Source organism: Rhodococcus oxybenzonivorans (assembly GCF_003130705.1).
Lineage (GTDB): Bacteria > Actinomycetota > Actinomycetes > Mycobacteriales > Mycobacteriaceae > Rhodococcus_F > Rhodococcus_F oxybenzonivorans.
Genome location: NZ_CP021354.1, coordinates 924,174 through 950,210, shown reverse-complemented (window position 1 = coordinate 950,210; position 26,037 = coordinate 924,174). Strand labels below are relative to the sequence as shown.

General features: G+C 64.3%; 26 protein-coding genes and 1 pseudogene. 9 read left to right on the top strand and 18 right to left on the bottom strand.

The genetic code is table 11. The features are described 5' to 3' along the window. Positions 1-2: 2 nt before the first annotated feature. From CBI38_RS04610 to CBI38_RS04590, 5 genes are read left to right on the top strand one after another with little or no spacing between them, the layout of a single operon-like run. Positions 3-503 (top strand): nuclear transport factor 2 family protein, encoded by a 501-nt coding sequence (locus CBI38_RS04610; protein WP_109334856.1) that lies wholly within the window; start codon positions 3-5, stop codon positions 501-503. Beyond that, positions 503-1,789, top strand: coding sequence for an aromatic ring-hydroxylating oxygenase subunit alpha (locus CBI38_RS04605; protein WP_109326770.1), 1,287 nt, complete (start codon positions 503-505; stop codon positions 1,787-1,789). Before CBI38_RS04610 ends, CBI38_RS04605 begins: the two co-directional genes overlap by 1 nt. Continuing rightward, complete coding sequence (locus CBI38_RS04600; RefSeq protein ID WP_109326769.1) at positions 1,779-2,282, top strand: aromatic-ring-hydroxylating dioxygenase subunit beta; 504 nt, start codon at positions 1,779-1,781, stop codon at positions 2,280-2,282. The genes CBI38_RS04605 and CBI38_RS04600 overlap by 11 nt, the downstream gene beginning before the upstream one ends. 41 nt (positions 2,283-2,323) lie before the next feature. Further along, entirely contained in the window at positions 2,324-3,064 is a 741-nt protein-coding gene (locus CBI38_RS04595; protein WP_109326768.1) for an SDR family NAD(P)-dependent oxidoreductase, read from the top strand. A 45-nt stretch (positions 3,065-3,109) separates the two neighbouring features. Beyond that, on the top strand, positions 3,110-4,069 hold the full coding sequence (locus tag CBI38_RS04590; RefSeq protein ID WP_109326767.1) for a PDR/VanB family oxidoreductase: 960 nt from the start codon (positions 3,110-3,112) through the stop codon (positions 4,067-4,069). Positions 4,070-4,085: 16 nt separating this feature from the next. Here CBI38_RS04590 and CBI38_RS04585 read toward each other — a convergent pair whose 3' ends face one another. Further along, on the bottom strand, positions 4,086-4,706 hold the full coding sequence (locus CBI38_RS04585; protein WP_109326766.1) for a response regulator transcription factor: 621 nt from the start codon (positions 4,704-4,706) through the stop codon (positions 4,086-4,088). A gap of 223 nt (positions 4,707-4,929) precedes the next feature. On the opposite strand from CBI38_RS04585, the gene hpaC reads away from it, so the two are divergent. Genes hpaC through CBI38_RS04565 form a run of 4 tightly spaced genes read left to right on the top strand, consistent with a single transcriptional unit; the run spans position 4,930 to position 8,650 of the window. Then, positions 4,930-5,523: a 4-hydroxyphenylacetate 3-monooxygenase, reductase component gene (gene hpaC / locus CBI38_RS04580; RefSeq protein ID WP_109326765.1), complete on the top strand. Its 594-nt coding sequence runs from the start codon at positions 4,930-4,932 to the stop codon at positions 5,521-5,523. Between the two features lie 2 nt (positions 5,524-5,525). Then, entirely contained in the window at positions 5,526-5,819 is a 294-nt protein-coding gene (locus CBI38_RS04575; protein WP_109326764.1) for a DUF485 domain-containing protein, read from the top strand. Positions 5,820-5,825: 6 nt separating this feature from the next. Further along, positions 5,826-7,376, top strand: a complete 1,551-nt coding sequence (locus CBI38_RS04570; protein WP_109326763.1) for a solute symporter family protein — start codon at positions 5,826-5,828, stop codon at positions 7,374-7,376. After that, positions 7,373-8,650 (top strand): amidase, encoded by a 1,278-nt coding sequence (locus tag CBI38_RS04565; RefSeq protein WP_109326762.1) that lies wholly within the window; start codon positions 7,373-7,375, stop codon positions 8,648-8,650. Before CBI38_RS04570 ends, CBI38_RS04565 begins: the two co-directional genes overlap by 4 nt. A 53-nt stretch (positions 8,651-8,703) precedes the next feature. Here CBI38_RS04565 and katG read toward each other — a convergent pair. The 17 genes and pseudogenes from katG to CBI38_RS04485 all read right to left on the bottom strand — a co-directional run bounded on the left by katG (position 8,704) and on the right by CBI38_RS04485 (position 25,864). Continuing rightward, positions 8,704-10,937: pseudogene (gene katG, locus CBI38_RS04560) on the bottom strand (catalase/peroxidase HPI). A gap of 71 nt (positions 10,938-11,008) precedes the next feature. Continuing rightward, positions 11,009-11,437, bottom strand: coding sequence for a Fur family transcriptional regulator (locus CBI38_RS04555; RefSeq protein ID WP_109326761.1), 429 nt, complete (start codon positions 11,435-11,437; stop codon positions 11,009-11,011). A gap of 131 nt (positions 11,438-11,568) precedes the next feature. Next, positions 11,569-11,946: a hypothetical protein gene (locus CBI38_RS04550; protein ID WP_204164873.1), complete on the bottom strand. Its 378-nt coding sequence runs from the start codon at positions 11,944-11,946 to the stop codon at positions 11,569-11,571. Next, a complete protein-coding gene (locus tag CBI38_RS04545; RefSeq protein WP_109334854.1) occupies positions 11,943-12,188 on the bottom strand; it encodes a hypothetical protein in 246 nt (81 codons plus the stop codon). Before CBI38_RS04545 ends, CBI38_RS04550 begins: the two co-directional genes overlap by 4 nt. A 331-nt stretch (positions 12,189-12,519) precedes the next feature. Next, positions 12,520-14,268, bottom strand: a complete 1,749-nt coding sequence (locus tag CBI38_RS04540) for a sigma-54-dependent Fis family transcriptional regulator (protein WP_109326760.1) — start codon at positions 14,266-14,268, stop codon at positions 12,520-12,522. 362 nt (positions 14,269-14,630) lie between these two features. Then, positions 14,631-14,789 carry a hypothetical protein gene (locus CBI38_RS37720; protein WP_162603142.1) on the bottom strand — a complete coding sequence of 53 codons (159 nt, stop codon included), beginning with the start codon at positions 14,787-14,789 and terminating at the stop codon, positions 14,631-14,633. Then, a complete protein-coding gene (locus tag CBI38_RS04535; RefSeq protein WP_230990082.1) occupies positions 14,780-15,172 on the bottom strand; it encodes a hypothetical protein in 393 nt (130 codons plus the stop codon). The genes CBI38_RS37720 and CBI38_RS04535 overlap by 10 nt, the downstream gene beginning before the upstream one ends. After that, the gene (locus CBI38_RS04530; protein ID WP_109326759.1) at positions 15,169-16,539 is read right to left on the bottom strand and encodes an FAD-binding oxidoreductase; all 1,371 of its coding nucleotides are present in this window, start codon (positions 16,537-16,539) and stop codon (positions 15,169-15,171) included. Before CBI38_RS04530 ends, CBI38_RS04535 begins: the two co-directional genes overlap by 4 nt. Positions 16,540-16,621: 82 nt before the next feature. Continuing rightward, complete coding sequence (locus CBI38_RS04525) at positions 16,622-16,948, bottom strand: putative quinol monooxygenase (protein ID WP_109326758.1); 327 nt, start codon at positions 16,946-16,948, stop codon at positions 16,622-16,624. Positions 16,949-17,018: 70 nt separating this feature from the next. Further along, positions 17,019-18,668 (bottom strand): chaperonin GroEL, encoded by a 1,650-nt coding sequence (gene groL, locus CBI38_RS04520; RefSeq protein ID WP_109326757.1) that lies wholly within the window; start codon positions 18,666-18,668, stop codon positions 17,019-17,021. A 42-nt stretch (positions 18,669-18,710) separates the two neighbouring features. Next, positions 18,711-19,736, bottom strand: coding sequence for an NAD(P)-dependent alcohol dehydrogenase (locus CBI38_RS04515; protein ID WP_109326756.1), 1,026 nt, complete (start codon positions 19,734-19,736; stop codon positions 18,711-18,713). Further along, positions 19,733-20,485, bottom strand: a complete 753-nt coding sequence (locus CBI38_RS04510) for an iron-sulfur cluster assembly protein (protein ID WP_109326755.1) — start codon at positions 20,483-20,485, stop codon at positions 19,733-19,735. Before CBI38_RS04510 ends, CBI38_RS04515 begins: the two co-directional genes overlap by 4 nt. Continuing rightward, on the bottom strand, positions 20,482-21,528 hold the full coding sequence (locus CBI38_RS04505) for an amidohydrolase family protein (RefSeq protein WP_109326752.1): 1,047 nt from the start codon (positions 21,526-21,528) through the stop codon (positions 20,482-20,484). Before CBI38_RS04505 ends, CBI38_RS04510 begins: the two co-directional genes overlap by 4 nt. A 77-nt stretch (positions 21,529-21,605) precedes the next feature. After that, positions 21,606-21,947: a propane 2-monooxygenase effector subunit MimD gene (mimD, locus tag CBI38_RS04500; RefSeq protein WP_162603180.1), complete on the bottom strand. Its 342-nt coding sequence runs from the start codon at positions 21,945-21,947 to the stop codon at positions 21,606-21,608. Next, positions 21,944-23,050 carry an aromatic/alkene monooxygenase hydroxylase subunit beta gene (locus tag CBI38_RS04495; RefSeq protein WP_109326750.1) on the bottom strand — a complete coding sequence of 369 codons (1,107 nt, stop codon included), beginning with the start codon at positions 23,048-23,050 and terminating at the stop codon, positions 21,944-21,946. The genes mimD and CBI38_RS04495 overlap by 4 nt, the downstream gene beginning before the upstream one ends. A gap of 51 nt (positions 23,051-23,101) precedes the next feature. Continuing rightward, complete coding sequence (locus CBI38_RS04490; RefSeq protein WP_109326749.1) at positions 23,102-24,145, bottom strand: FAD-binding oxidoreductase; 1,044 nt, start codon at positions 24,143-24,145, stop codon at positions 23,102-23,104. 84 nt (positions 24,146-24,229) lie between these two features. After that, the gene (locus CBI38_RS04485) at positions 24,230-25,864 is read right to left on the bottom strand and encodes a ferritin family protein (protein ID WP_109326748.1); all 1,635 of its coding nucleotides are present in this window, start codon (positions 25,862-25,864) and stop codon (positions 24,230-24,232) included. Positions 25,865-26,037 lie beyond the last annotated feature (173 nt).

The following is a 26,037-nucleotide window of genomic DNA, read 5'->3' as shown; positions in this document are numbered from 1 at the left end:
GAATGCACTCTGCGACCGCGGCCGAGCGCATCGAAAGTCGTGAAGCCGTGCACCGCGTGATGTGCCGCTACATGGAACTGTGCGATGTTCCCTCCGTGGAGTTTTCGGTCGAAGAACTCGCCTCGCTGTTCACGCCCGATGCGGTGTGGGAAGGCATCGGCACCGAGTACGCGCTCGAGTTCGGCACGCGTCGGGGCCGGCCGGAGATCGTCGGAATGCTCACCGCGTATCTTCCCCCGAACTCCCATTTCCGGGGAAATGTACACCTGCTCGGGAGTGAGCAGATCGAGGTGGACGGCCCTGCGGGGCGGGGGCGGTGGATCATGCAGCAGCTGTCGCGATACGAGGACGAATCGGCCGAACTGCTCGTCGCACGCATCACCGCCGAGTGTGAAGTGCAGGGCGGTATCGCCCGGATCAAGCACTTCACGACCGAGAAGCTTTTCGTCACTCGCCTCGACGAGGCGACACGACTGCTCGAATCGAATGGAAAAAGAAACTGATGACCACTTCCCTGGATCCCACCACCACCGACACCAACTTCGCGGACCTCGCCACGGGCGACCGCGTGGACGGATCGCTGTACACCGACCCCGACATGTTCGAGGCGGAACTCGAAAGGATCTTCTACCGCACCTGGGTATGGGTTGCCCACGAGAGCGAGATCCCCGAGGCCGGAAGCTACAAGATGGCGACCATCGGCCGGCAGCCGGTGATCGTCAACCGCGACCGCAAGGGGAACTTCAATGTCCTGCTGAACCGGTGTCGCCACCGCGGGGCCAGCGTCTGCGAGGTCCCCAAGGGCAAAGCGAACGGGTTCACCTGCCCCTATCACAGCTGGTCGTACGCCCTTGACGGTCGTCTGCGCGGAATTCCATACCCCGACGGATACGACGAGAACCTCGACAAGAAGGACCTCCCCCTCCAGAGCCTGCGGGTGGAGTCCTACGCCGGGATGATCTTCGCCAGCTTCAACCCCGACGTTGAACCCCTCGACGACTTCCTCGGTGACGCCAAGGTGTGGATCGACCTGTTCATGAAGCAGGGCGCGGGATACCCCATCAAGACGCAGGGCGAACATTGCTTCCGCTTCCGCGGAAACTGGAAGATCCAGTTGGAGAACACCACCGACGGATACCACTTCCCGATCGTGCACCGGTCCTGGATGTCCTCGGTCGACGCCGAGACCGCCGACATGCTCTCCTTCATGACCGACGACAACGCCGTGACCCACGCTCTCGGAAACGGCCACAGTGTCGCGATCATGGTCCCGGAGCACGTCGACCTGGACCATGACGACGGCACCGAGAAGATTCAGGCCCGCTTCGACCACATCGTCGAGGAACTGTCGAAGACGATGCCCGCCGACAAGGTCCGCCGCATCGTCCGCTCGATGCACGGTGCCGGATTCAACCTCAACATCTTCCCCAACGTCGCGATGTCGATGTCGTTCTTCCGGGTCCTGCGCCCGATCTCGGTCGACGAGACCGAGATCCGGCACATCGCCCTCGGCATGGACGGTGGCCCGGAGATCGTCAATCGCGAACGCCTCCGCATCCACGAACATTTCCAGGGCCCGTTCGGGTTCGGCAGCCCCGACGATTCCGAGGCCTGGGATCGGGTACAACGCGGATCCCGCGGCGCACCCGGAATGCCGATCATGGTGAACCGCGGCCTCAATCGGGAAGCGCTCGACAGCAACGGACACCGAACCTCGCACGTCACCGACGAAACCGGAATGCGCGAGGCCTACGCAATGTGGAAGAGGATGATGACCGATGAGCACTGATCTGATGACCGCCCAGTTCGCCGACACCCGCGTACTACAGGCGATCGAACTCATCTGGCACGAAGCGGCCCTCCTCGACGCCAAGGACTACCAGGCGTGGGACGCCCTCTGGACCGAGGGTGGCCGGTACGTCATTCCCATCGACCCGGACACCGACGACTTCGACGGATCGCTGAACATGGTCAATGACGACACTCGCATGCGCCGCATGCGTATCGAACGTCTGACCTCCGGTTACTCGATGTCCGCGCTCGCCGCCGCGCGGACGGTCCGCACCGTCTCGCGGTTCACGGTCGAGGAACGGACCGAGGACTCGGTCACCGTGAGGTCCGCGCAGATCCTCGTGGGTTTCAAGCGCGACGACCAGCAGACCCTCGCCGCCGACGTCACGCACCGCATCCGCTACACCGAGAGCGGACCGCGGTTGGACCTCAAGGTTATCCGGTTGGTGAACTCGCAGGCAGCGGTCAACGCCTCCGGCTACCTGCTCTGATCAGCATTTTCCGAACCTCATCGATCGAACAGGAGCTCGACGTGGATTCTGTCGCAGTAGTCACCGGCAGCGGCCGCGGCCTCGGTGCCGCGATCGCACACCAATTGCACGACCGCGGATACCGCGTCGCGGTCGCGGACATCGACAGCGGCGCCGCGAAAGAGACAGCGGCGGAGCTGGATCCGGACGGTGACACGGCCATCGGCGTGGAGTTGGACGTCCGGAAGCGGAAGAGTTTCGAAGCCGTCCGTGACCGGGTGATCCAGGAGTGGGGCGGCATCGACGTCCTCGTCAACAACGCCGGCCGGTCACAGACGGGCTCGCTGATGGACATCACGCCGGAGGAATTCTCCGACATCGTCGAGATCAACCTCAACGGCGCCTTTCTCGGCTGCCAGGTGTTCGGAAGTTACTTTGCCGAGAAGCGATACGGCAGAATCGTCAACATCGCCTCGCTGGCGGGACAAAACGGTGGCACGGCGACCGGCGCCCACTACGCCGCGGCCAAGGGCGGCGTCGGCACACTGACCAAGGTCTTCGCACGCGAACTCGCCCCGGCGGGTGTCACGGTGAACGCCGTCTCCCCCGGGCCGCTGGATCTACCGGTGGTGCGTGAGACGGTGCCCGCGGACAAGCTGGCCGCCATCCTCACCACGATTCCGGTGGGCACCTTGGGCTCGCCCGACTTCATTGCCGAGACCGTTGCTCTGCTCGCGTCGCCGACGGCCGCGTCGGTGACGGGAGCCTGCTGGGACGTCAACGGCGGCCTGTACATGCGCTGACCCCGCCCGCGGGCGACGGGTCGCAGCACCGGAGGAAGAATCACCATGAGCATGTTCACTGTCACTGTTGCGGACATTGTCGACGAAACGCCGGACATCAAATCGTTCCGGCTTGTTCGGACGGACGGTTCACCGTTCGACCCGTACCCTGCCGGCGCCCACATCGACATCCTCGGCCCCACCGAGGTCCTCACCCAGTACTCGCTGTGCAGCCCGCCGCACGAGTCCGAGTCCTATGTGGTCGCCGTCAAACGCGAGACCGGTCCCCGCGGCGCCTCGGCCGCACTGCACGATCGTGTGACGATCGGCAGCGAGTTGCAGATCAGCCGGCCGCGCACACTGCTCACGCTCGCCGAGGGCGCCGATCGGCACATCCTCGTCGCGGCGGGGATCGGGCTGACCCCGATGCTGAGTCTGGCGTTCGCGTTGCACCGGCGGGGTCAACAGTTCGACCTGCACTACTTCGCGCGGACGAGGGCGCAGGCCGCGTTCGTCGACCTGCTCGAGAGTACCGATTTCCGCCGGGACGTGCATTTGCACTTCGGCCTGGCGAGGGACGACCAGCTCTCCACCCTCGAGAAGATCCTGGCGGACGCGTCCGCCGCCACACACGTCTACACCTGTGGCCCCGAAGGTTTCATGGAACGGGTGCGCGGGCTGGCGGAACCCGCTGTCGGTGAGGACGCGGTCCACTTCGAACACTTCGAGGCGGTGACGCCTACAGCGACCCGGTCGGACACGGCGTTCGAATTGGAACTCGACACGGGCGAGGTGTTCCAAGTGCCTGCCGGGAAGTCCATCGCCGACGTACTCGAAGAGAACGACATCGAGATCGACACGTCCTGCAGGGAAGGTATTTGCGGCACTTGTGTCCTGGACGTGCTGGAGGGCGAGCCCGACCACCGCGACAATTGCCTCACCAAGAGTGAGAGAAAGGCGGGAGACAGAATTGCCGCGTGTGTGTCGCGCGCGAAATCCGGGCGGCTCGTCGTCGAACTCCCCTGAAAAGTGCTGAATTATTTCAGGTCACGGCAATTCCGGCCTGCAGAATATCGCGTACGAGAACGGCGATGCTTTCTGCTCCGGTCTTTTCCTTGATACGGGTGCGATGCACGTCGACCGTCTTCACGCTGATTCCCAATTCTTTCGCAATGTTCTTGCTGGGCAATCCGTCGAGGACGAGTGCGAGGATTTCCTTCTCGCGCACTGTCAGCGTGTCTATCCTGCCCTGCAGTTCCGTTCTGTTGCGTCGCTCGCAGAATCGTTGACGCGCGACTCGGAGCGCGTCCTGAATGACGTCGAGCATGTGCTGCGGATCGTAGGGCTTCTCGATGAACGTCAGCGCACCCCGCTGGAGTGCCCGCACCGACATCTTGATGTCACCGTGTGCCGACACGAAGATGATCGGAATCGGGGATTCGTCGGCGAGCAGTGCCTCCTGGAGCTGGAATCCCCCGACTTCCGGCATCCGGACGTCCAGAACGAGGCAGGCCGGGATGTCGCGGCGGTACTCGTCCAGGAACGACTGCACCGACAAGTAGTACTCCGACGTGATGTTGACCGAATCGAGTAACCATGCAAGCGATGCGCACAACTCCTGATCGTCGTCGACGATGTAAACCCGTGTTTCTTGCTGTTCCATCGAATCCTGCCTCGCACAGATGGCTTGCTTCCTCGTCCAGTGAACACCGACCGTAACGGAAGCGGTAGGCAACTGAAGGAATCCCCTACCCCGGTAGGCGACTTACTGCAAGAAAGTAGCGTCGCCGCCAATGTTCCAGTGCATGACGCGCGTCATATCCTTCTTTCAGGAACGCCGGCGCAACGTGGTGACACGACTTCTTGTTCCAACTCATGGAGACGAAATGCCCGAACTCACAACCATGCAATCGATCTTCCGCACCGCCATGGCCAATCTGCCGGCCGCGGTCAACATCGTGACGACCGACGGCCCTGCCGGGCGATGCGGAATGACGGTGACCGCCGTCTGCTCGGTAACCGACTCCCCGCCCACCGCACTCGTATGCGTAAATCAGAACAGCGCCATGCACAACGTATTCCAGAACAACGGCAGAGTCGGTATCAACGTGCTCTCCGGCGACGACGAAGAACTGGCCATGCATTTCGCGGGCGCAACACAAGTCGCGATGGCCGACCGGTTCCAGTGGGACATCTGGGAAGACGACACCGACGACGGTGTCCCGATCCTGCGCGCCGCCCACGTGGTGCTCGCCGGCCGGATCGCGGACAGCAAGACCGTGGGATCGCATTCGGTGATGTTCATCGAACTGGACCGCGTGCATACGCGCGAACACGGCGACAGCCTCGTCTACTTCCAACGCAAATTCCACCGTTTGTCGGTTCCGGTCGAGTCCCCCGACTGGCTGTTCTACGACGAATGGTCCGATCCGATCACCGTGACACCCGCACTCGTTCCCGCCGCAGCCGGAGGTAAATAGCCATGGTCACCTCGTCACCGCCCGAACAAGTCACACAAAAATCCGACCTGCAGGCGCTCGCAGACACGCGTGCCGCCCTGACGTTTCGTCTCAGCGCCCTGGTCCTCGCACTGTTTCTGCCCCTGCCGATCCTCGGCGGGTTCACCTCGCTGCTGGACGGCGTCGTCTTCAGCGGCGTCACCGTGGCGTGGCTCTACGCGGTCGCGCAATTCGTCGTCGCCATCGTCGTGGCCCGGTACTACATGGCGCGGGCAGCCGAACTCGACTCCCGGACCGCCTCGCCGGCGAAAGGATAACGCGCCATGAACCTCGTCTCCGCTGCACTTTTCGCGGCCCTCGTCGTTGTCACCCTGATGATCACCGCGTGGGCTTCCAAGAGGAACAAGTCCGCCGCCGATCACTACGTCGCGGGCGGCAGCCTGACCGGCAGGCAGAACGGTGTCGCCATCGCCGGCGACTTCATCTCTGCCGCCTCGTTTCTCGGAGTCACCGGCGCGATCGCGCTGACCGGTTTCAACGGGTTCTACCTCGCGGTCTTCGTGCCCGTCGCGTTCGTCCTCGCGATGCTGCTGATCGCGGAACCCCTGCGCAACCTCGGCCGCTTCACGCTGGCGGATGTTCTCGCCACCCGGTTCCCCAGCAAGGACGTGCGGTCGATGATGGCGATCAGCACGGTGGTGATCAGCGTGGTCTATCTCGTGTCGCAGCTGGTCGGTGCCGCGCTTCTGGTGTCGTTGCTGTTCGACCTCGACTACGCCGTGGCCGTGTTGATCATCGGAACACTCACCACGGCGTACACGTTGGTGGGTGGCATGCTCGCCACCAGCTGGATCCAGATCATCAAGACCGGTCTCCTCATGGTCTGTGCCGTCGTGCTGTTCGTTCTCGTGCTGGTGCGGTTCGATTTCAATCCCTTCGGCCCGTTCAGCACCGCGCTCGCCGAGTTCGGGCAATCGTTCGTCGCGCCGCAGCGTACGTCCGGTGCCGCGTCGTTCGACCAGTTGTCGCAGACCGTCGGGCTCGTCCTCGGCGTGCTCGGCCTGCCGCACGTGATGATCCGCTTCCTCACCGTTCCGGATGCGAAGCAGGCGAGAACGTCCGCCTACACCGCGATCTGGATCTTCTTCGCCTTCTACCTGCTGGTTCCCGTGCTCGGCTACGGCGCCGCCAAGCTGGTCGGTGTCGAGGTGATCAAGTCCGAGAATCGGGGCGGCAACCTCGCGGTCGCACAGCTCGCCGAGACGGTCGGCGGCGGTGTCCTGCTGGCGTTCGTCGCGGCCGTGGCGTTCGTGACCATTCTGGCCGCACTGTCCGGCCTGGTGATCGCCACCTCCGGTGCGATCGCACACGACCTGTACGGGCAGGTGATCAGGAACGGATCGGTGTCGGCGAAGGCCCAGCATCGCGCGGCCCGGGTCGCGACGGTGGCAACCTGCGTCATCGGTGTCGCCATCGCCTTCGCGGCGCAGAAGCAGAACGTCGCGTTCCTCGCCTCACTGGGGATGTCGATCGCAGCATGTGCGAACCTGCCGGCACTGCTGCTGACCATGTACTGGAAGCGCATGACGGCGCGTGCCGTCATCTCCGGCATCGTGGTCGGGCTCGTCCTGTCGGTCACCGTCATCCTGCTCAGCCCGGTCGTGCAGGGACCGGACTCCATCCTCGGGTTCTCGAACCCGGCACTCGCCGTGGCACCCCTCTCGCTGGCGGTGTCCATCATCGTCGCGCTGTTGTCGGCGCCATCCGGGGAGACGAAAGCACGAGCCGATCGCCTCTTCTCCGTGATGCGCACCCGAGCGCTCACCGGGCAGACCGAGACGACGAGCGACGACACGATGGTGGCGATGCGATGAAGACGGAACTACGGTCATCGAGCCCACTCCGGGAGCTGGCCGAGCAGCTGGCGACGGGCGCGACGACGCCCATCGATGTGGCGGAGGCGGCCCTCGCACGAATTGCGGACCTCGAGCCGGAAGTTCACGCCTGGGCCCACCTCGATGCCGATGCGGTGCGGTCCGCGGCCGACCGAATCCAGGACAGCGGCCCGGACGGCGCGCTCTGGGGCCTGCCCGTCGGAGTCAAGGATCTCATCGACGTCGCGGGTATGCCGACGCGCTGCGGCAGTGAGCTGCGGGGTGCGGATTCCGCGACGACGGACGCCGGCTGTGTGGCGCGTGCGCGTGCCCTCGGCGCACTCCCGTTCGGTAAGACGGTGACCACCGAGTTCGGGTACTTCAAGCCCGGCCCGACCCGCAACCCCCGCGCCCTGGGTCACACCCCCGGCGGGTCGTCGAGCGGCTCGGCGGCAGCGGTGGCCGCAGGCATGGTGCCGCTCGCATTCGGTACACAGACCGCGGGGTCACTGACGAGGCCGGCGTCGTTCTGCGGAGTCGCAGGTTTCGTCACCGCTCACGGCGAATTTCCGACCGCGGGCATCACCGGGCTGAGTCCCAGTCTCGACACGGTGGGGCTGCTGGCACGAACCGTGCCCGATCTCCACTTCGCGTGGACAGCACTGCGCGACGGCACGCGAGCGCCCGCTCTCGAACCTTCCGCTCCACACCGGCTGCGGCTGTGGAGCGGGTTCGAGCTCGGCGAGGTGTCCCGAGAGATGACGGCGGCGCTCAGGACGACCGCTGATTCCGCCGCGTCGGCGGGGATCGGGTGCCGTGAGTTGGACTCCGCCGCAACGATCGTGGCACTGGCGGAACACCACCACACGGTGATGGCGCACGAAGCCGCCCGCGAACGCGCCGCCGAGGCCGCGCAGACCGACAGAATCAGCACACCCCTCGCCGAACTGTTCACCGCGGGGGCCGCAACCACAGAGACGGATTACCGTGCCGCCCTCGCCGAAATCCGCGAGACCCGACAGCTGCTGCTCTCGGCGTTGGGCGAGGACGAAGCAATCCTCGGGCCCGCGGCTCTCGGCGCCGCGCCGCACGGCCACGACGCGACAGGGACGCCCATCATGAGCCGACCGTGGCAGGCGATGGGTCTACCGGTGGTCACGATCCCTGGCAGTCGTGACAGTGCGGGCCTTCCCCTCGGATTGCAGTTGATCGGGCGTCCCGGTGCCGAGCAACGACTCTTCCAGACAGCCGCCTGGCTCGAATCTGTGCTCTGACCGGAAAACGTCAGTCGACGAAGTTCGACGGTGCCACACCCGGTGTCACGGGGTCAGCGAAGGTCGAACCGATCGAGGTTCATCACCTTGTCCCATGCGGAGACGAAGTCGTGCACAAACTTCGCCTTCGCATCGTCGGCGGCGTAGACCTCGGCCAGCGCGCGAAGCTCCGAGTTCGACCCGAACACCAGGTCCACACGGCTGCCGGTCCACTTCACCTCACCGGTGGCGAGGTCGCGACCCTCGTAAATGCCCGAGTTCGCAGATGTGGGCGCCCACCACGTTTCCAGATCGAGCAGGTTTACGAAAAAGTCGTTGCTCAACGACCCGGGGTGTGCGGTGAACACGCCCAGCGACGACTGGTTGTGGTTGGCGCCCAACACCCGCAGGCCACCGATCAGCACCGTCAACTCGGGAGCGCTGAGGTTCAGCAGATTCGCCTTGTCGATCAGCAAATACTCGGCGGGCAGCCGGTGTGCCGTCCCGAGGTAGTTGCGGAACCCGTCCGCGCTCGGCTCGAGAGCGGAGAAGGATTCCACGTCGGTCTGATCCTGCGTGGCGTCGGCTCGTCCCGGAGTGAAGGGCACCTCGATGTCGTGTCCGGCGTTCTTGGCGGCCTGCTCGACAGCCGCAGCTCCGCCCAGCACGACCAGATCGGCGAACGACACCCGGGTGTTCCCGGTCTGCGCGGAGTTGAACGACTCCACGATGGCGTCGAGGATGCCTACCACCTGCGCGAGCTCGTCGGGGTTGTTGACCTCCCAGCTTGCCTGCGGCTCGAGACGGATACGGCCGCCGTTGGCGCCGCCCCCGCATGTCGCTACCGCGGAACGACGACGCCGCCGCCCACGCAGTCGAAATCAACTGTGGAACAGTCAGTCCCGACGACAGGATCCGCCCCTTGAGGGTGGCAATGTCATCGGCGCCGACGAGGTCGTAGGTCACGGCGGGGATGGGGTCCTGCCACAGCAGCGTCTCCTGCGGGACCAGCGGCCCGAGGTAACGGGCGACCGGGCCCATGTCTCGGTGGGTCAGCTTGTACCAGGCCCTGGCGAATTCGTGCGCGAGCTCCTCGGGGTGGTCGAGCCAGCGACGGGTGATCTTCGCGTAGGCAGGGTCGATCCGCAGGGAGAGGTCGGTGGTCAGCATGGTGGGGGCGTGCCGCACCGAGGAGTCGAAAGCGTCGGGCACGGTACCGGCACCGGAGCCGTCCTTCGCGATCCACTGGTTGGCGCCGGCGGGGCTCTTGCTCAGCTCCCACTCGTAGCCGTACAGGGTTTCCAGGAAGCTGTTGTCCCACGTGGTCGGGGGTAGGTGTCCAGGTCACCTCGAGGCCACTGGTGATGGCGTCCTTGCCCTTACCGGTGCCGAAGGAGCTCTTCCAGCCCAGACCCTGCTCCTCGAGCGGTGCAGCCTCGGGCTCCGGGCCGACGTGGTCGGCCGGGCCGGCCCCGTGGGTCTTGCCGAAGGTGTGGCCACCGACGATCAGTGCGGCCGTTTCGACATCGTTCATCGCCATCCTGGCGAACGTCTCACGGATGTCCGTGGCCGCGGCGAGCGGGTCCGGGTTGCCGTTCGGGCCTTCGGGGTTGACGTAAATCAGACCCATCTGCACCGCACCGAGCGGCTTTTCGAGGTCCCGCTCACCGGTATAACGCTCGTCGCCGAGCCAGGTGAGTTCCGGGCCCCAGTAGACGTCTTCCTCGGGCTCCCACTGATCCACCCGGCCCGCGCCGAATCCGAAGGTTTCGAAGCCCATCGACTCGAGGGCGCAGTTGCCGGCGAAGACGATCAAGTCGGCCCACGAGATGGTCTTGCCGTACTTCTTCTTCACCGGCCACAGCAGGTGCCGTGCCTTGTCGAGGTTCGCGTTGTCGGGCCAGCTGTTCAACGGCGCGAAGCGCTGCATCCCGGCGCCGGCACCGCCGCGACCGTCGGTCACGCGGTAGGTGCCCGCGGCGTGCCACGCCATCCGGACGAACAGCGGGCCGTAGTGCCCGAAGTCGGCGGGCCACAACTCGTGTGAGGTGGTCATGACCTCCTCGATGTCACGCTTCAGAGCATCGAGGTCGACGGACGCGAATTCCTTGGCGTAGTCGAAGTCCTCGTCCATGGGGTTACGCACGGCGGGGTTCTTCTGCAGGATTTTCAGGTTGAGCTGGTTCGGCCACCAGTCACGGTTACCCCCGCCTTCAGTGGGGTGCTTCTGACGGCCGTGGGCAACGGGGCAGCCGCTCTGCGCGGGCTCCGTTTGGGCCTCGGCTATCGGAGGGTGTTCTTCTGCGATGGTCTGGGTGTCAGTCACTGCTTTCCTTCCAAAAAGGGAGTAATCCGGGCTGTGCTTGGTGGATCGGGTTGTCAACGGTGCGATGGGGAACAGTCAGGGCAGGTGCCCCAGAAGATGAGCTCCGCCTCGTCGACACGAAATCCGTTGTCGTGCGAAGCGGTCAGGCACGGCGTGTCACCGACGGCGCAGTCGACGTCAGCGATGGCTCCACAGGACCGGCAGACCACGTGGTGGTGATTGTCACCGACCCGAGACTCGTAGCGCGCCAGGGAGCCTGACGGTTGGATCCGCCGCACCAACCCTGCCGCGGTCATCGCGTGAAGCACGTCGTACACCGCTTGCTGAGACACTCGCGGCAGAACACCGCGCACCGCCGCGAGGATCGTTTCCGTGTCGGCGTGGGGATTTGCCTGCACCGCTTCCAATACCGCAATCCGCGGCTGGGTCACACGCAGATCGGCGAGCCGCAGCTGTCGTGCGAAATCCGTTGTCGAAGGCACGGGCAGACTATGCCCCGACTTTCTGTAACTGATCAAGATAATGAGTCATATTGAGACGCTGCGGAAACTCGCGGACTGGTCCGAATCCGACGGGCATTAATCGAACCCGGTAGCGCATTGCACAGCCGGGTTCACGCCGGCTGCCGTGCTCGCTGTTTCGAGGTGGCGAGACTGGCGCGGCATGCGGCGATCAGGCGGGTGGTGGCCGGACTGCCCCCGTCACCACACCGAGTGCAGACGATGGTGACGGTTCCCGCGATCTCGTCGATGACCACGGGCAGGGGGACGGCGCAACTACGGCACCATCGGTGTCGCGTCACTGCATTGATATGGGCCGGCGACGCGACGCAGCGGTAGATCCACCGATGGTGTAGCGGGCACGTGACCCGGTCGTCGGGAGCCAAGCGCAGATCATCCTCGGCAGCGTCCTCGCTCGCGAGACACTCGCCGAATACACCTCGTGGGTAGCGTGATTCAGATGTCCATCCGATTTTGGTCAGGGTCGTCATGACGTCACCTCCACCAGATCGAACTGTGCATGCAGTTGTGCCCAGGTGGTCTTGCGGCGACCGTCGGGGCTGCGGTAGGTAGCGTCGCCGTCCGGCAGCCAGGTCCGCATCAGGTCATCACGCACGGGAGGGCGGTCGGTGGGGGCGGCCGTCGTGCACAGTGGTGCCACCAGCCAGACCCGACCACTACCGGAGTGCTCTCGCCCAGTCGTTGTGTGCAGAGTATGCGGGTTTGTCGTCATCAGAATCGCCTTCTCGGTTGCCGCGCTAGACTTCGGGTTTCGTACCGAGTGCACTATCTCGGTATCCCCCATCGTCCGGCGGAACTGGTGTGATGGCCGTCTCATTTCCGGACACGGAAAGGGTGGTCACTCGGTGAACTGGAGACGACCACAGAGGACCATCAGCACCCGATCGGCCGCGATTCGCGCGGCTTCCCGGTCCGTACCGGGTTCGGGCACTGAGCAATCCGGACCCGAGGCAGGAAGCCACGACGCGCGGGGTGTCCGCGATCAGCGATAGCTGAGTAGCTCCGCGTGACCGCGGGGCGGCAGTCCATGCTTGGGAGACGACTTACAAGCCGATTCCGAACTCCTTGATTTTCCGGTAGATCGTCGCGCGTGAGATGCCGAGCGCGGTTGCCGCCGCCTTCTTGTTTCCGTGGTTTTCTTCGAGGCTGCGGACGATGGCGTCTCGCTCCAGGGCCTCGATCTGTGTAAGCGTGTGTCGGCTCAGCGCCCGGCATACCGGTGGCAACTGATCAACTCCGGCGATGCCGGAGCGTTGCCGCTGCACCACCTCCTGGAGGACCTGCCGGAGCTCGCTCACGTTTCCGGGCCAGCTGTATTTACACAGTTGACGCATTGCCGCAGGGTCGAGCGATAGCTCTGCCCCGTGGCCCAGCTGACGGAGTAGGAGCGGTACCAGGTCGTGGAGATCCTCGATGCGGTGGCGCAACGCGGGCACAGGCACGGTGTGGCTGAAATAGGGCAGGATAAGCGTGTCGAGATCGGTGTTGTGCGCTGCAGCGCCGATGGTTACACCGGTCCAGCCGGCATGCTCACGTCCGGAAATGAGGTCGGCGACAGACCTCTGATGCTCCTCGTCGAGCAGATCGATGTCGCGAAGGATGATGCTGAAGCGGTCCTGTTCGAGTTCTTGCCGAAGCGCCTGCATGACGCCACTGTCCCCCGACAGCTCCGGCCCACAGAAAATTCGCGTTCGAACCGGAATATGGGCCATAGCAGCCGCTTTGAGTGCTGCAGTGCGACCGCTTCCCGGCTCTCCGGAAACCGTGACCCACTGTTGTTCGCGAGCGCAGCGGGCGATCTGCTGGCAACTACGGCGCCAAGAAGCGCTGCTGCCGGTGATACCGGGCAGGGAATCATGTTTCTCTGTTGCTGGGATCGCGGAGTTGGCGGTGTCAAGGAGGTGTACGTAGAACAAAGCCATCTGCCGTCGCGATCCGAATCCGAAATCCTCGGTGGACGACAGACGCGCCGACAGTCCGCTGGGTAGGGCGACGATATGTCGATGTGTGGCAGGCATTCCTGTCAGGTCGACAGCGTGCTCGAGCAGCGCAGCTTGGTCTTGGGCATCCAGTGCCAGGCGCAGGCGACGGTTGAGGAGCACCAGATCGTCACCCAGAGCGAGAACCCCTGCTTGTGGTGCCCGCCGACCTGCCTTCAGGTAGGCGTTCAGGAGCGCTGTCTGCTCGGCACTGGCCTGTGCAAGGAGCCGCCCTTCGATCTGGGCGGTTGCGGATTTGGCCAGGGTGGCCAGCAGTGGTCCCCCGTCCTCGACCCAGCCGGTCAGGTCGAGCGCGCCGACGAGAGCTCCGGAAATCGGGTGGGTGATCGGGACACCGGCACAGGCAAGTTGCCCGAGACTTTCGACGTAGTGTTCGGCGCCGGTGACCAGGGTTGGTTGCCGGGTCTCGAGGGCAGTGCCGATACCGTTGGTACCTGCGAATTCTTCCGAGTAGCTGAAACCTGGGGCCAGGCTGACAGCGTCGAGCGTGCGATTGAGCCGCTGGCTGGCGGCGATCCTTGTCAAGATCACTCCGTCGGCGGATGTCAGAATCACACTGACCGGCTCGTCCACCAGCCCGTCCGCGAGCTGTTTCAAGACCGGTCCGGCTGCCGTGACGAGGGGACAGTCCAGGTTCGGCTCCCGGACATACGGGAGATCGAGCTGATCAGGTACGACTTTCAGTGACTTCGACCGCTGCCAGGAGGAGTAGATGTCCTGCCGAATGGAGCTGTCGAGATGATGCTCGGAGAGAAAACGCTCACGTGCTACCCGTAGATCCTTAGCGGTCATGATTCCTACACGCCCCGTTCTTCCGCCGGTTACATGCATGAGCGTACGGCGTCTCAATGTGATACGGGTCTCAGTATGAGACACAGGCCTGTGCGCGTAGATCCCCAGGTGGGCCGACGTCCTCGACGCACGCACGGTGTTACGACGAGTTTCGGGTGTCACCCCGGGGTAGACGAGCCACCGGCTGTCGCACGCGTGGTACGTGGGGCACCGGGTGGCCAATTGCGGTAGGGCATGCCCGGTGGGCGCTCACCACGACCACGCCTTGGGAAACTGCGATCTGCAGCCTGAGTTGGTTCAGACCGGGTAATGCGATTCCGGCAGATTCAGGACGCTTCCTACCGGGGCTGGGAGCTGTTACCTCACGGCTGTGTGTCCTGGGCGACGGGCCGCCGGCGAACCCCGGTGAGTGCTTCCAGTGCGCACAGCAGGTCGGTCATGGTGAGCGTGCTCGACACCGGGAGCGGCTGCGGTTCGGGGGCGGGACGGCATTGTGGTCGCGGGACGGGGTTCACAGGCATCGTCGTGGCCTTTCGTCGGGGATGGTCACCGGTGTGCTCAAAGGAGGTAGCCGTTCGGCGCACACGGCGAGAAGTCGTTGACGGAGGAAGTCATCGATGGCAATGAATCGGCGTGTGGCCAGATAGCGCAGGCGTTCGAAGTACCGAGCCTCGTTCCACCCGAAGGCGATGAAGATGTCTTCGGCGCTGCCGCAGCCGAAATGCACCCATCGGGCCGCGAAGTTTAGTACGAAGTCGTCGTTCTCGTCGGATCCGGCCGCCGGGAGGACAACTGGATCGATATTTGCGCAAGCGTCCACTGCATCGGGCGACGACTGCGTGGGTATCGCGATCCGCGATCGGGATGGGTGCAGATCCATGCCGGGTGCTTTGGTGGCAGTCATATCGCGCGTCCCGGATTGAGTATCCCAGCGGGATCGAACACGGCCTTGATCTGACGCATCAAACCTCGCTCGTGCGTGCCGACCATCGTTTCGAGGTAGCTGCGTTTGAGATCACCGACGCCGTGCTCCCCCGTGATCGATCCGCCCAGCGCCAAGCACCGGGTGACCATCTCGTCGAAGGCGCGGTAGGCACGGTCGGATGCGTCGCGGTCGGCTGCGTCGAACACGATCGTGGGGTGGAGGTTTCCGTCCGCGGCGTGTCCGAAGGTGCCGACGAAAAGATGGTGGCGGTCCGCGATACGGCTGATGGCGTCGAGCATGTGCGGTAGCCGGGGCACCGGCACTGCCAGGTCGTCGAGCAGCGTACTGCCGCAGCGTTCGAGGGCGGTCAACGCGACACGCCGAGCCTGCATGAGCCCGTCGCTTTCGACCGGGTCGGTGGTCACGAAAAGTTCGGTCGCCGCACAACTGCGGCATGCTTCGGCGATGCGATCGGTTTCCGCCTCCGCGGCCTCGCCGTCGCACTGGATGAGTAGCAGCGCACCGGCGCTCTCGTCGAGGCCCATCTGGGTCATGTCGTTGACCGCGGTGATCGTGTTGTGGTCCATGAGTTCGACCAGGCTCGGGTCGGCCACGTTCTGAATCGCCATTACCGCGTTGACGGCCTGGACGGGGTCGGTGAACGCCGCCACCACAGTGGACGCGTGCGCCAGTTTTCTGCGCAACCGCATGGTCGCCTCGACGATGACGGCAAGAGTGCCCTCGGACCCGACCAGCAGTTGCGTGAGGTTCAGGCCGGCGACGTTCTTGCGGGTGGCTGCACCAGTATGGATGATCCGGCCGTCGGCGAGCACCGCTTTTATCCGGGCGACGTGATCACCGGTCACCCCATACTTGGCGCAACAGGGCCCACCGGCGTTTGTCGCGAGGTTCCCACCGATCGTGGAGATGGCGCGACTGCCTGGGTCGGGCACGTACCAGAGTCCTCGCTCTGCTGCTGCAGTAGCGAGGTCGCCGTTGACGACACCGGGTTCGACCGTCGCGGTACGGGACTGCTCGTCGATTTCGAGAATCCGGTTCATTTTCTCGGTACTCAAGACAATGCACCCCTCGAGCGCATTGGCACCGCCGGCAAGACCGGTCCCCGCACCTCTCGTGACAACCGGAATCTTGTACCGGTAGGCAGTCTGCAGCGTCGTCACGACGTCGTCGACCGTCCGGGCGCGAACCACTGCCATCGGTTGACCGGATGGCGAGAGCAGCGCCTGATCGCGGGTGTAGGCGATCATGGTGTCTCCGTCGGTCACCACAGCATCGCCGAGACCCGCAACCAGATCCGCTACGGGGCCGGTCGTCACCACGGTCATGCCTTGTCCTTCCGCACTGTTGTGTGTCCGTCACGGGTGCACCACACCGGGGTTTGCCTGGCCCGGTGTGGTGCGTGGCGCATTACGAAGCGATGTCCAACTCGCCCATACGGGACCAGTCGTCGCCGGGAAGCTCGGTGTGGAGGATGCGCGGTGTCTCGCTCAGTGCCGGGCGCATCGCGTCCAATCCCTTCCGGAAGTGGTCCGCATTGACATGGTCGGAACCGGCCTGCCCGTCGGCGAATGCCTCGATCAGCACGAACTCGGCGGGATTGTCGGCGCTGCGGTGCCATTCGAACCAGAGATTGCCCGGTTCCGATCGGGTCGCGTCGGTGAACTCCTTGGTGATGAGCAACCAGTCGTTCTGGTGTTCGTCGAGGACATTGAACTTCACCACAATGAAAATCACTCTGCTTCACTTTCTTTCGGGCGAGTGGGTCACCGCCTCGCAGGACCCCGAGGCAGTGACCCACTGGTTTCTAGTAGATATTCGACGGGCGGACCATGCCTTCGGCGAGATCGCCGAAACCGGGTGCCATGATGGCACCGGGATTACCGATAACCTCCTCCACGACAGCGGTTTCGGTGGTGATCAGCAGTGCCGCGATCGAGGCTGCGCTTTCGAGTGCGGCGCGGGTTACCTTGAACGGGTCGATCACTCCGTCGTCGAACATGTCCCCGTATTCGCCGGTGAGCGCGTTGAATCCGTGCCCGAGCGGCAGGCCGGCGACCACCTCGACGACCTCGTCGCCGTCGAACCCGGCGTTGATCGCGATCCAGCGCAGCGGTTCCGGAAGAGCGCGACGCACGACGTCGCATCCGATGGCCTCGTCACCGGCCAGGTCGAGATCGGCCAATGCCCGATGCGACTGCGCCAGCGCGGTGCCACCTCCGGAGACGATTCCGGCCTCGACCGCGGCGCGGGTGGCGGCCAGCGCGTCGTCGACGCGCAGCATCCGTTCCTTGAGCTCGACACTGGTCGCGCCGCCGACGCGGATGACGGCAACACGCCCGGTGAGCCGGGCGATACGCAGTTCGAGGCTTTCCTGATCCGCCTCGATCTTGGCGCGCTCGAGCTGGGCCTCGAGCTGGGCGATGCGGGCATCGAGGAGGCGCTGGTCCCCGTGTCCGCCGACGATCGTGGTCTCGTTCTCGGTCACGGTGATGCGGTCACACGATCCGAGATGTTCGACGCTGATTTCGGACAGTTCGATGCCCGTGTCCTTGGCGATCACGTGCCCACCGAGTGCCACGGCGAGGTCTTCGAGCTCGGCGACGCGGCGATGGCCGAAACCGGGGGCACGCACGACCACCGACTGCATGGTCTTGTGCATGTTTCCGCCGACGAGCAGCTGCAGGGCCGGACCGTCGACGTCCTCGGCCAGTACCACCAGCGGTCGGTCGGCACGTTTGGCCACCTCGATGCTCGGCATGATGTCCTGGACCTGGGTGATCTTCTTGTTCGTCAGCAGGATCAGCGGATTGGTGTGCACCGCTTCCATTCGCTCCGGGTCGGTGACCATGTAGCCGGAGATGTAGCCGTGATCGAACTCGATGCCGTCGACGATGTTGACCGACAGCCCGAGGGTGTCGCTCTCCTCGGTCGTGACAACCCCGGACTTGCCGACGTAATCAACCGCCGTCGAGATGGCGTGCCCGATCACTTCGTCGTCGCTGGCGGCGAGGGTTGCGATCCGGTGCAGTTCACTCTGCCCCCCGATCTGGGAGGCCTGCTCGCGGAGGGAATCGACGACCACGGACACGGCCCGCTCGATGCCGCGCCGCACCCGCATGGGGTTGGCGCCGGCATCGACCGAGCGCAGACCCTCGCGGACCATGGCCTGAGCGAGCACGGTGGCGGTGGTGGTGCCGTCGCCGACCACACCATTGGTCTTCATCGCCACCTCCTTGACCAACTGGGCACCCATGTTGGCGAAGGGTTCGCGGAGCTGGATCTCGCGGGCAATGGTCACGCCGTCGTTGGTGATCGTCGGTGGCCCGGTGAGCTTTTCGAGCACCGCGTTGCGCCCCTTGGGGCCGAGGGTCACCTTGACCGCGTCGGCGAGGGCGTTGACGCCCTGCTCGAGGCGGGCTCGGGCGTCCGTGTTGTACCGCAGCTCTTTCGCCATGGCTGATGTTCCTTTCGTGCTTTCTTTCGCGGAGAGATGCGGTTAAGGGACGAGGATCGCCCGGCCGCGGACCCGACCGGCATCGAGATCGTCGAGGGCTTGCTGGAAGTCCTCGAGCCGGTACCGGGTGGTGTGCAATGTGACCTTGCCCTGGGCGGCGAGGGTCATGAGCTCCTGCAGGTCGTTGTAGGAGCCGACGAGGTTCCCGATGAAGTTGATCTCGGTGGAGATCACGTCGATGGTCGGGACGTCGAGGTTCTCGCCGTATCCGACGACGTAGTAGTTCCCGGCGCGGCGCAGCATCGCGATCCCTTCGGCGGTGGCGCCGCCTTCGCCGACGAAGTCGACGACGGCTTCGGCGCCGTGCCCGCCGGTCAGGTCGAGCACCTGCTGGATGTGGGTGCCGTCGGCGACGATGCCGTGGTCGGCGCCGATCTTCACGGCGAGGTCGACGGCCGCGGGGTTACGGTCGAGCACGACCACGGTGACCCCGGAGATCGCCTTCAGGACCTGGATGCCGATGTGGCCGAGTCCGCCTGCCCCGATCACCACGCACACGTCTCCGGGGCGAGTGGTCCTGGCGACCTTGGCGACGGCGTGGTACGCCGTCAGGCCCGCGTCGGCGAGGGCGGCGACGTCGGCGGGTTCGAGCGAGTCGTCGATCCGGACCACACTGCGGGCGGTGGTGCGCAAATACTCGGCGTATCCGCCGTTGGTGTCGATGCCGGGGAACTTGCTGTTCTGGCAGTGGACGTCGTCACCGAAACGGCACGCCCGGCACAACCCGCACGTGATCAGCGGGTGCAGGATCACCTTGTCGCCGACCACCACGTTGGTGACGGCGTCACCCACCGCGTGGACCCAACCGGCGTTCTCGTGACCAATTGTGTACGGCAGTGCGACACCGGACTTCTCCTCCCACTGCCCCTCGAGAACATGCAGGTCGGTACGGCACACACCCGCGCCGCCGATTCGCACGATGACATCGAGGGGACCCTCGATGGTGGGTTCGGGAATATCGGTGAGCTGCAGCTTGGTGTGGTATCCCACCACTTGCACGGCCTTCATCGCGGGCTCCTGGTTCTGAGATCGGTGATTCGCGGAGTGCTGCCGACGGATTCGCTGTCGGCGTAGCGGGTGGCGAGCAGGCCGCGGCAGAAGTGGGCGTTGCCTTCCATCGAAATGCGCACCGACTTGGCGAACCGCAGCCGCATCGGCACCGACTCCGCGGAGATGCGTTTGCCGGCGTCGTCGACGAACACTGGGCTGGCCGGGCAGATGCTCAACCCGATGCCGATTCGGCGTCGCAGCAACGCGGCCTTCGCTTTTCCGGGGGCGAGGTCGCTGAGAACGAGTCGGTAAATCTCGTTCACACCCATGTCGGTGGTCTTCAGGTGCGCCTCGACACAGCGTTCCATCGCCGCGGCATGTGCCTTGGACCGAAACGTTCGGCGCAGTTCGTGCAGACTCTCCTCCGCCTCGGAGCCGAACGTTCCGACGTATCCGGCGTCGGCTGCGAGGCCGGTGTTGATCTTGTCGCTGTCGTGGTGGTCGTCGAGCAGCACCCGAACCTCGCCGATGTCCTCGATCAGGCGCAGGGCGTCGAGGGCGTCGGAGGCCATGAGGTAGGCGAAGTTCGGCGAGCAGAACGCGGTGGGCAGCCGCAGGTGCACGGTGACCCCGTCATCGTCGAGGGTGACCGACCGGACGAAACCGAGTTCGGTGATCGGCTCGTCCAGTTCCGGGTCGGTGACCGTCGACAAGGCCATCAGAACGTCCTCTTCGGTGCAGACGACGGCGGCGGTGGTGGTGGTCATGACGACACGGTTTCCCACGCCCCGGCAGCGACCTCCACACCTTCCTGCCCGGCCGGCTCGGCCAGTTGCAGGTCCGCGGGAACGTCGATGTCGTACAGCGCTGCGGCGTTGAGGCCGAGGATCTTCTGCTTCTGTTCGACGGTGATCGGGGCGTACTCGCCCTGCATGTCCTCGGGGATCTGGAACTCGACGAACTTCTCGATCAGCCATTTCGGGGTCCACAGTGCGTAGTCGCTGCCGAACAGGATCTTGTCCTCGCCGATCCAGTAGAGCAACTCACCGATTATCTGGGCGAAGTAGCGGGGCCGGGTGTGGATGAACGGCAGAGCCACTGCCAATCCGCCGTAGACGTTCGACTCCTGGGTGGCGATCCAGCAGAAGTCCTCGAGCCGTGGCAGACCCACATGTTCGACGACGAAGCGCAGGTCCAGGTAGTCGGTGGCGACCTTGTCGACGTCGGAGACGTCGAAGGCGTCGCGGTCGAGGGGACGGATCGTCGGGCCCTTGTGTACGTGAATGTTCTTGATACCCAGCTTGATGCACTCTTCGAGGTAGCGCCGCGACCACGGGTCGTCGAGTTTGTAGCCGCGGGAGTCGCCGTGCCATTCGGCGGTGTAGAGCTTGACGCCCTGCAGGTTCATCCGGTCGGCGTCCTTGCGGAGTTGTTCGAGCCCGGCCTCCTCGTGCCGTGGGTCGTAGGCGTGGTTGTAGGTGAGCTTGCCGGGGTGTTTGGCGACCAGGGCGAGTGCTTCGTCGGTTTGCCCGAATCCGTTGTGGTAGAAGTCGCTGAGTAGGGTGGCCTGAAAGATCGCGTGGTCGACGTATCCGTCCACGAAGATGTCGCGTTCGAAGCGTTCGCTGCCGTAGTACGTGTAGGTGTCGTAGTCCCACACGACCTCTTCGGGGCTGAGGTTCTTGTGGTAGTCGTAGAAGCAGTCGATGAACTGCTTGCCGTGCACGTTCTTCTGGTTCGACTTGCGACCGTCCCAGATGTGTACGTGGCCATCCACGATGAAGTATTTCCGACCGTCCTTCTGATACATCGCGTCCTCGCTTGGTCCTGGTTTTCGGGTGGGCTGGGGGTGTCCGGGGCCACCTGAGTGGCCCCGGACAGCTGCGGTCAGTGCTCGGTGAGGTCGAATCCGATGTACTCGGCGGCGTCTTCGGGGCTGGCGAACAGCAGGGTCTTGTCGTCGAGGTGAACCATGCGCCCGTAATGGGTGGAGCTGATCTCCTCGAAGATGGAGCCGTCGAACTCCTCACCGAGAGCGTCGGTGAGTTCCTCGTAGTCGAAACTCAGCAGCTTCTGGCCGTCGACGCGGATCATCGACGGGTACTCGGTCAGCTCGACACCGTCCTTGGCGCCCATCACCTCCGCGACGACGCGGCCGATGGGGGTGTTCATCAAGGTGACGCCACACATGTTGGAGAACTCGGTGGTCGATCCGAATTGCATGGTCACTGGTCCAACTCCTTGGGGATGTCGAGCCCGAGGTCCTCGAGCAGGGAACGGAACTTCGCGGTTGCGGCGTCCAGACTGGTGACGAAGGTGACTGCCTTGTCGGCCGGCTGCGACCAGATCGGCTGCAGCGCCCGGGCGGCGGCGAGGCACCGGGGCACCCAGGTGGCGAGCCAGGTGCCGAACAGCTCCTTGTTGGTCTCCCCGTGTTCGGGGTCGCGGGTGAGCAACCGGAAGAGGTTGCGGGTGTAGTTGAGGTCGCGGTCGTAGTCGTGCTCGCCGGTACCGACGATGGTGGGGGTGATGTAGTCGCCGTTGCCGGCGGCGATCTGCATGACCAGTTCGGTGCGGAACAGCGATCCCACCAGCTGTTCGAAGACGATGTTCGAGGCGAACAGCAGCTCACACCAATCGGGAACCGCGGTGAGCCGCTCGACGACCTCTCGGGTGGGTTGCCACTCGGGAGCGGACTGCCACACCTCTTGGTGCGCGGCGCCGTCGAAGTCCTCGGTGGCCTCGGACAGGTCCAGGTTGAACAGTGCCAGGTCCTGGGCGAAACGCATCTTGTGGGCGGCGTTCACCGCGACGGCGGTGTTGATCATGTTGGTCGGGCAGGACCGCTGGATGGAGGTGAACACGTGGAGCGCCAACCCGTTCTCGGCGTGCATCCACGCCCCCAGGTTGCGGGAGATGAACGTCAGCCACGGTGTGTTCCAGCCGTCGTAGACCCGGGCGCGTTTGGCGTTGGACAGGCACAGTTCGACCTGGTGGACGACCTTGGAGTTGTTACGGAAGATGGTCTGGTCCCACTCCTCGTTCGGGTCGAGGAAGGCGTGCCAGTTCGACGACTTCGCGGCCGTCCACTCCTGCGGGTAGCCGCCTGGGCCGTCACCGAAGCCGTAGATCCAGCCCTGGGAGAGGTGGCGGTCGGGGTCGGGCTGGACGTCGACCGTGACGTCCTCGTACATCGTCGACCGCTTCTTGGCCGGCGTGTAGTAGGTGAAGGTGCGGCTGCGGGAGCTGGGGAATTCCAGTGCACCGGCCTCGGAGTCGGTGAACTCGATCTTCGGAAAGCTCCGCTGCTTGGGCTCGGAAGTTGCGGTCATCTCGTTTCTCAGTTCTGTCGGTGAAGCAGGATGGTGGTTTTCTCGGGGCGCCTAATCGAATGCGGGGCTGGTGAACTTGTCATAGAAGATCTGGTCGTGCGGGGTGCCCTCCGCCTCGAGCAGTTCCAGGGCTGCGTCGACCATCGGCGGCGGCCCGCACAGGTACACCTCTGCACGACCGAGCTCAGGTTCGCAGCGGCTCACGACATCGGTGACATTGCCGTCCTCGACGGCAATCGCACCCCCCGGCGCAGGGTCCATCGACTCCGACAGGCAGGCCACGAACGTGAAGTTCGTCAGTCGCTGTCCGAGCTCGAGGATCTCGTCGAGATAGAACAGGTCCTGCGGGGTGCGGGCACCGTAGTAGAAATGCACCTGCCGGGTGTTGCCCGTCTCGCTCATGTGCCGCAGCAGCGACAGCAGCGGAGCCATCCCTGCGCCGCCGCCGATGAAGACCATCGGCAGGACATGGCCTTCCTTGATTGTGAACGACCCGTACGGTCCCGTCAGGGCGATCTCGTCACCCACTGAGATCCCGTCCTCGAGCAGGCCGGCGAACTTGCCGCCGGGATATTTTTTGATCAGGAACTCGACATGCCCCGGCGTCGATTGGGTTGTCGCCATGGAGAAGGAGCGATGCTCGTCGGTTCCCGGGATGTGCAGGTCCGCATACTGGCCGGGTTTGAATTCGTACGCCGCGGGTTCGATGGGCGCCAGCCGCAGCGACACGATGTCCTTCGTCATCGACTCGATTGCGGTCACCTGGGTGCGCACATCCTGGATGGGGACGCCCCCGAGGAGTTCGTCCTCGTCGAAGTTGAGCAGTTCGATGGTGCAATCGCTGTAAGCGGTAGAACGGCACAGCAGGACGTGTCCGTCGTCGACCTCGGCGTCGTTGCACGCAAACGTCGAGTAATTCTCCATCTGGATATCGCCGTCGAGAACAAACGACTTGCAGGCCGAGCACCGCCCCTCACGGCACCCGTGCATCAGGTGAATGCCCTGCCGGAATGCCGCATCGAGGATGTACTCGTCCTCGCCGACTTCCATCTCGATATCGACGGGCTCGAAGTTGATTACGTGCTTGTCGGCCACGGGGTCTCTCCTGTGCTTGTGAAGTGAATGGTGAGGCGGTGGGTGGCGCCGGAAGTGGCCGCGGCGCCACCCACCGGGCCTGTATCAGGCCGGAACTGCGCCGCCGGCGCGGTACGCGGCAATGTGCGCGTTGCGTTCGGCGTCCGACATCTCGTTCAAGAGCACATTCGGGCTCTGGAACGTGTTGCCGCGGACGTCGTCGAGAGTCCACAACTTCTTCGGATCGTCCAGATGCAAGTGCGGCTGACCGACGAGGGTCTTGCCGTCATCGCGGACATAACCCAGATCCTGCACGATGTCAGCGAGGTCCTTACCGTGATGCAGGGTCTCCCATTCACGGAACCCGGTGAGCCGCCCCATGTTCGGAGTCGGCTTGCCCTGGTACTCGCTGCGGAACGCGACGGCGTCGGTCCAGTAGCAGGTCTCCGAGCAGTAGGTCCGCCACTGCTCGTCGACCTTCTCCACGACCATGTCCTCACGAATGAGCGCGGGCACCATGCACGTCCAGCAGCGGTGCGGGTACTGGTACCCGACCTCCTCGAACGCGATCGGCTTGTTGCGTCCGGGGTAGGCGAGGCGGTTGTACTCCTCCCACCACTTGCCGTACTTCGAGTACCAGCCCGGGTACTTGTGCTCGAACCACTCGAAGTCCGTGTCGGTCATCGCATCGATCCGCCAGTAGTTGACCGGCCACCCGGTGGCGAAGAAACGCGCTACCTCGTGGACGTAACCCTTCTCGGTGATCCGCTTCCACGCCTCTTCGACCAGGTCGTGCGGGATCGTCAGGCCGTACTTTTCGAGCGGGATGAGGTAGCTGCGGTAGTAGTCGTCGTAGATCCACCGCCGCCACATCTCGGCGTAGCTCTCCCGGTCCTTGCGACGATCCTTGGTGCCGTACTCGATGAAGGTGCCGATCGCGGCGTCGACGACGCAATGGTTGTTCCACCACGCGTACCGCAGGTCGCGTTCGAGCAGGGGACGGTTGCGCTCGTCGGCGAGGGCCATCAACAGGATCGAGTAACCGTTGGAGATGTGCCGCGATTCGTCGGACTGCACCGAGTGAAACACGGTGGGCAGCAGGTAATCACCGTTGGCGGCTGCCTCGTCGGGCATGGCCACGAACAGGGTGTTCGTGAACGCGGTTTCGGCAACGACGGTCAGATAGATGTTCGCCGAGGTGATCGCGTCGCCGGTAATGAAGCCTTCGCCGAACTGACGGCCGATGGTGCCGGCGTAGTTGTTCGCAAACGCCTTCTCCGTCATATCGAACCCGGCGGGATCGATGTAGTTGTTCATGTACAGCTTCTTGAGGTTCATCTGGATCGTCGAGTGCCGAACCTCGTCGATCATCTGCACCGCGAGCCCGTTGTGAATCTCCGGGTTCGGCACGGCGTCGATGGCCATCGGCATCGCACGGGCGGCCGAAATCTCCGGGAACGGGATGATCGACAGGAACAGCTTCTGCCATTCGAGCCAGCGCTGCTGAACCTGGCGGAACATGTTGCCGCGGATGGCGCCGTCCATGGCGCCGTACACGCGGTTGTCTTTCTCCTCCTCCATCGGGAAGTAGGACCGCATAATCTGCTTGAGAGGGTCCTTCTTCGGAGCCTTCTCGAAGGTGTAGTCGGTGCCGAACCGGGTGGCCGGGGTCGCGAAGGTCGGATCCCATGACAGTTCGGTGATCTTCGCGTGGGCCTTTGTCAGGCTTTGCCTACTCAATGTGCGCCTCCTGAATCGGGTGCCGGCCGAGTGCCGGCGGTGGGGACGTTGTGCAATGAATTGAACCGCGTAATCCAGCTCTCGAGCGTCTCAGTGTGAGACGGGCGTCACATGGAGATGGCGTGTCGGGCGTCCACACTCAGCGCACAAATAAGACCGATCCGTCAGGGGTA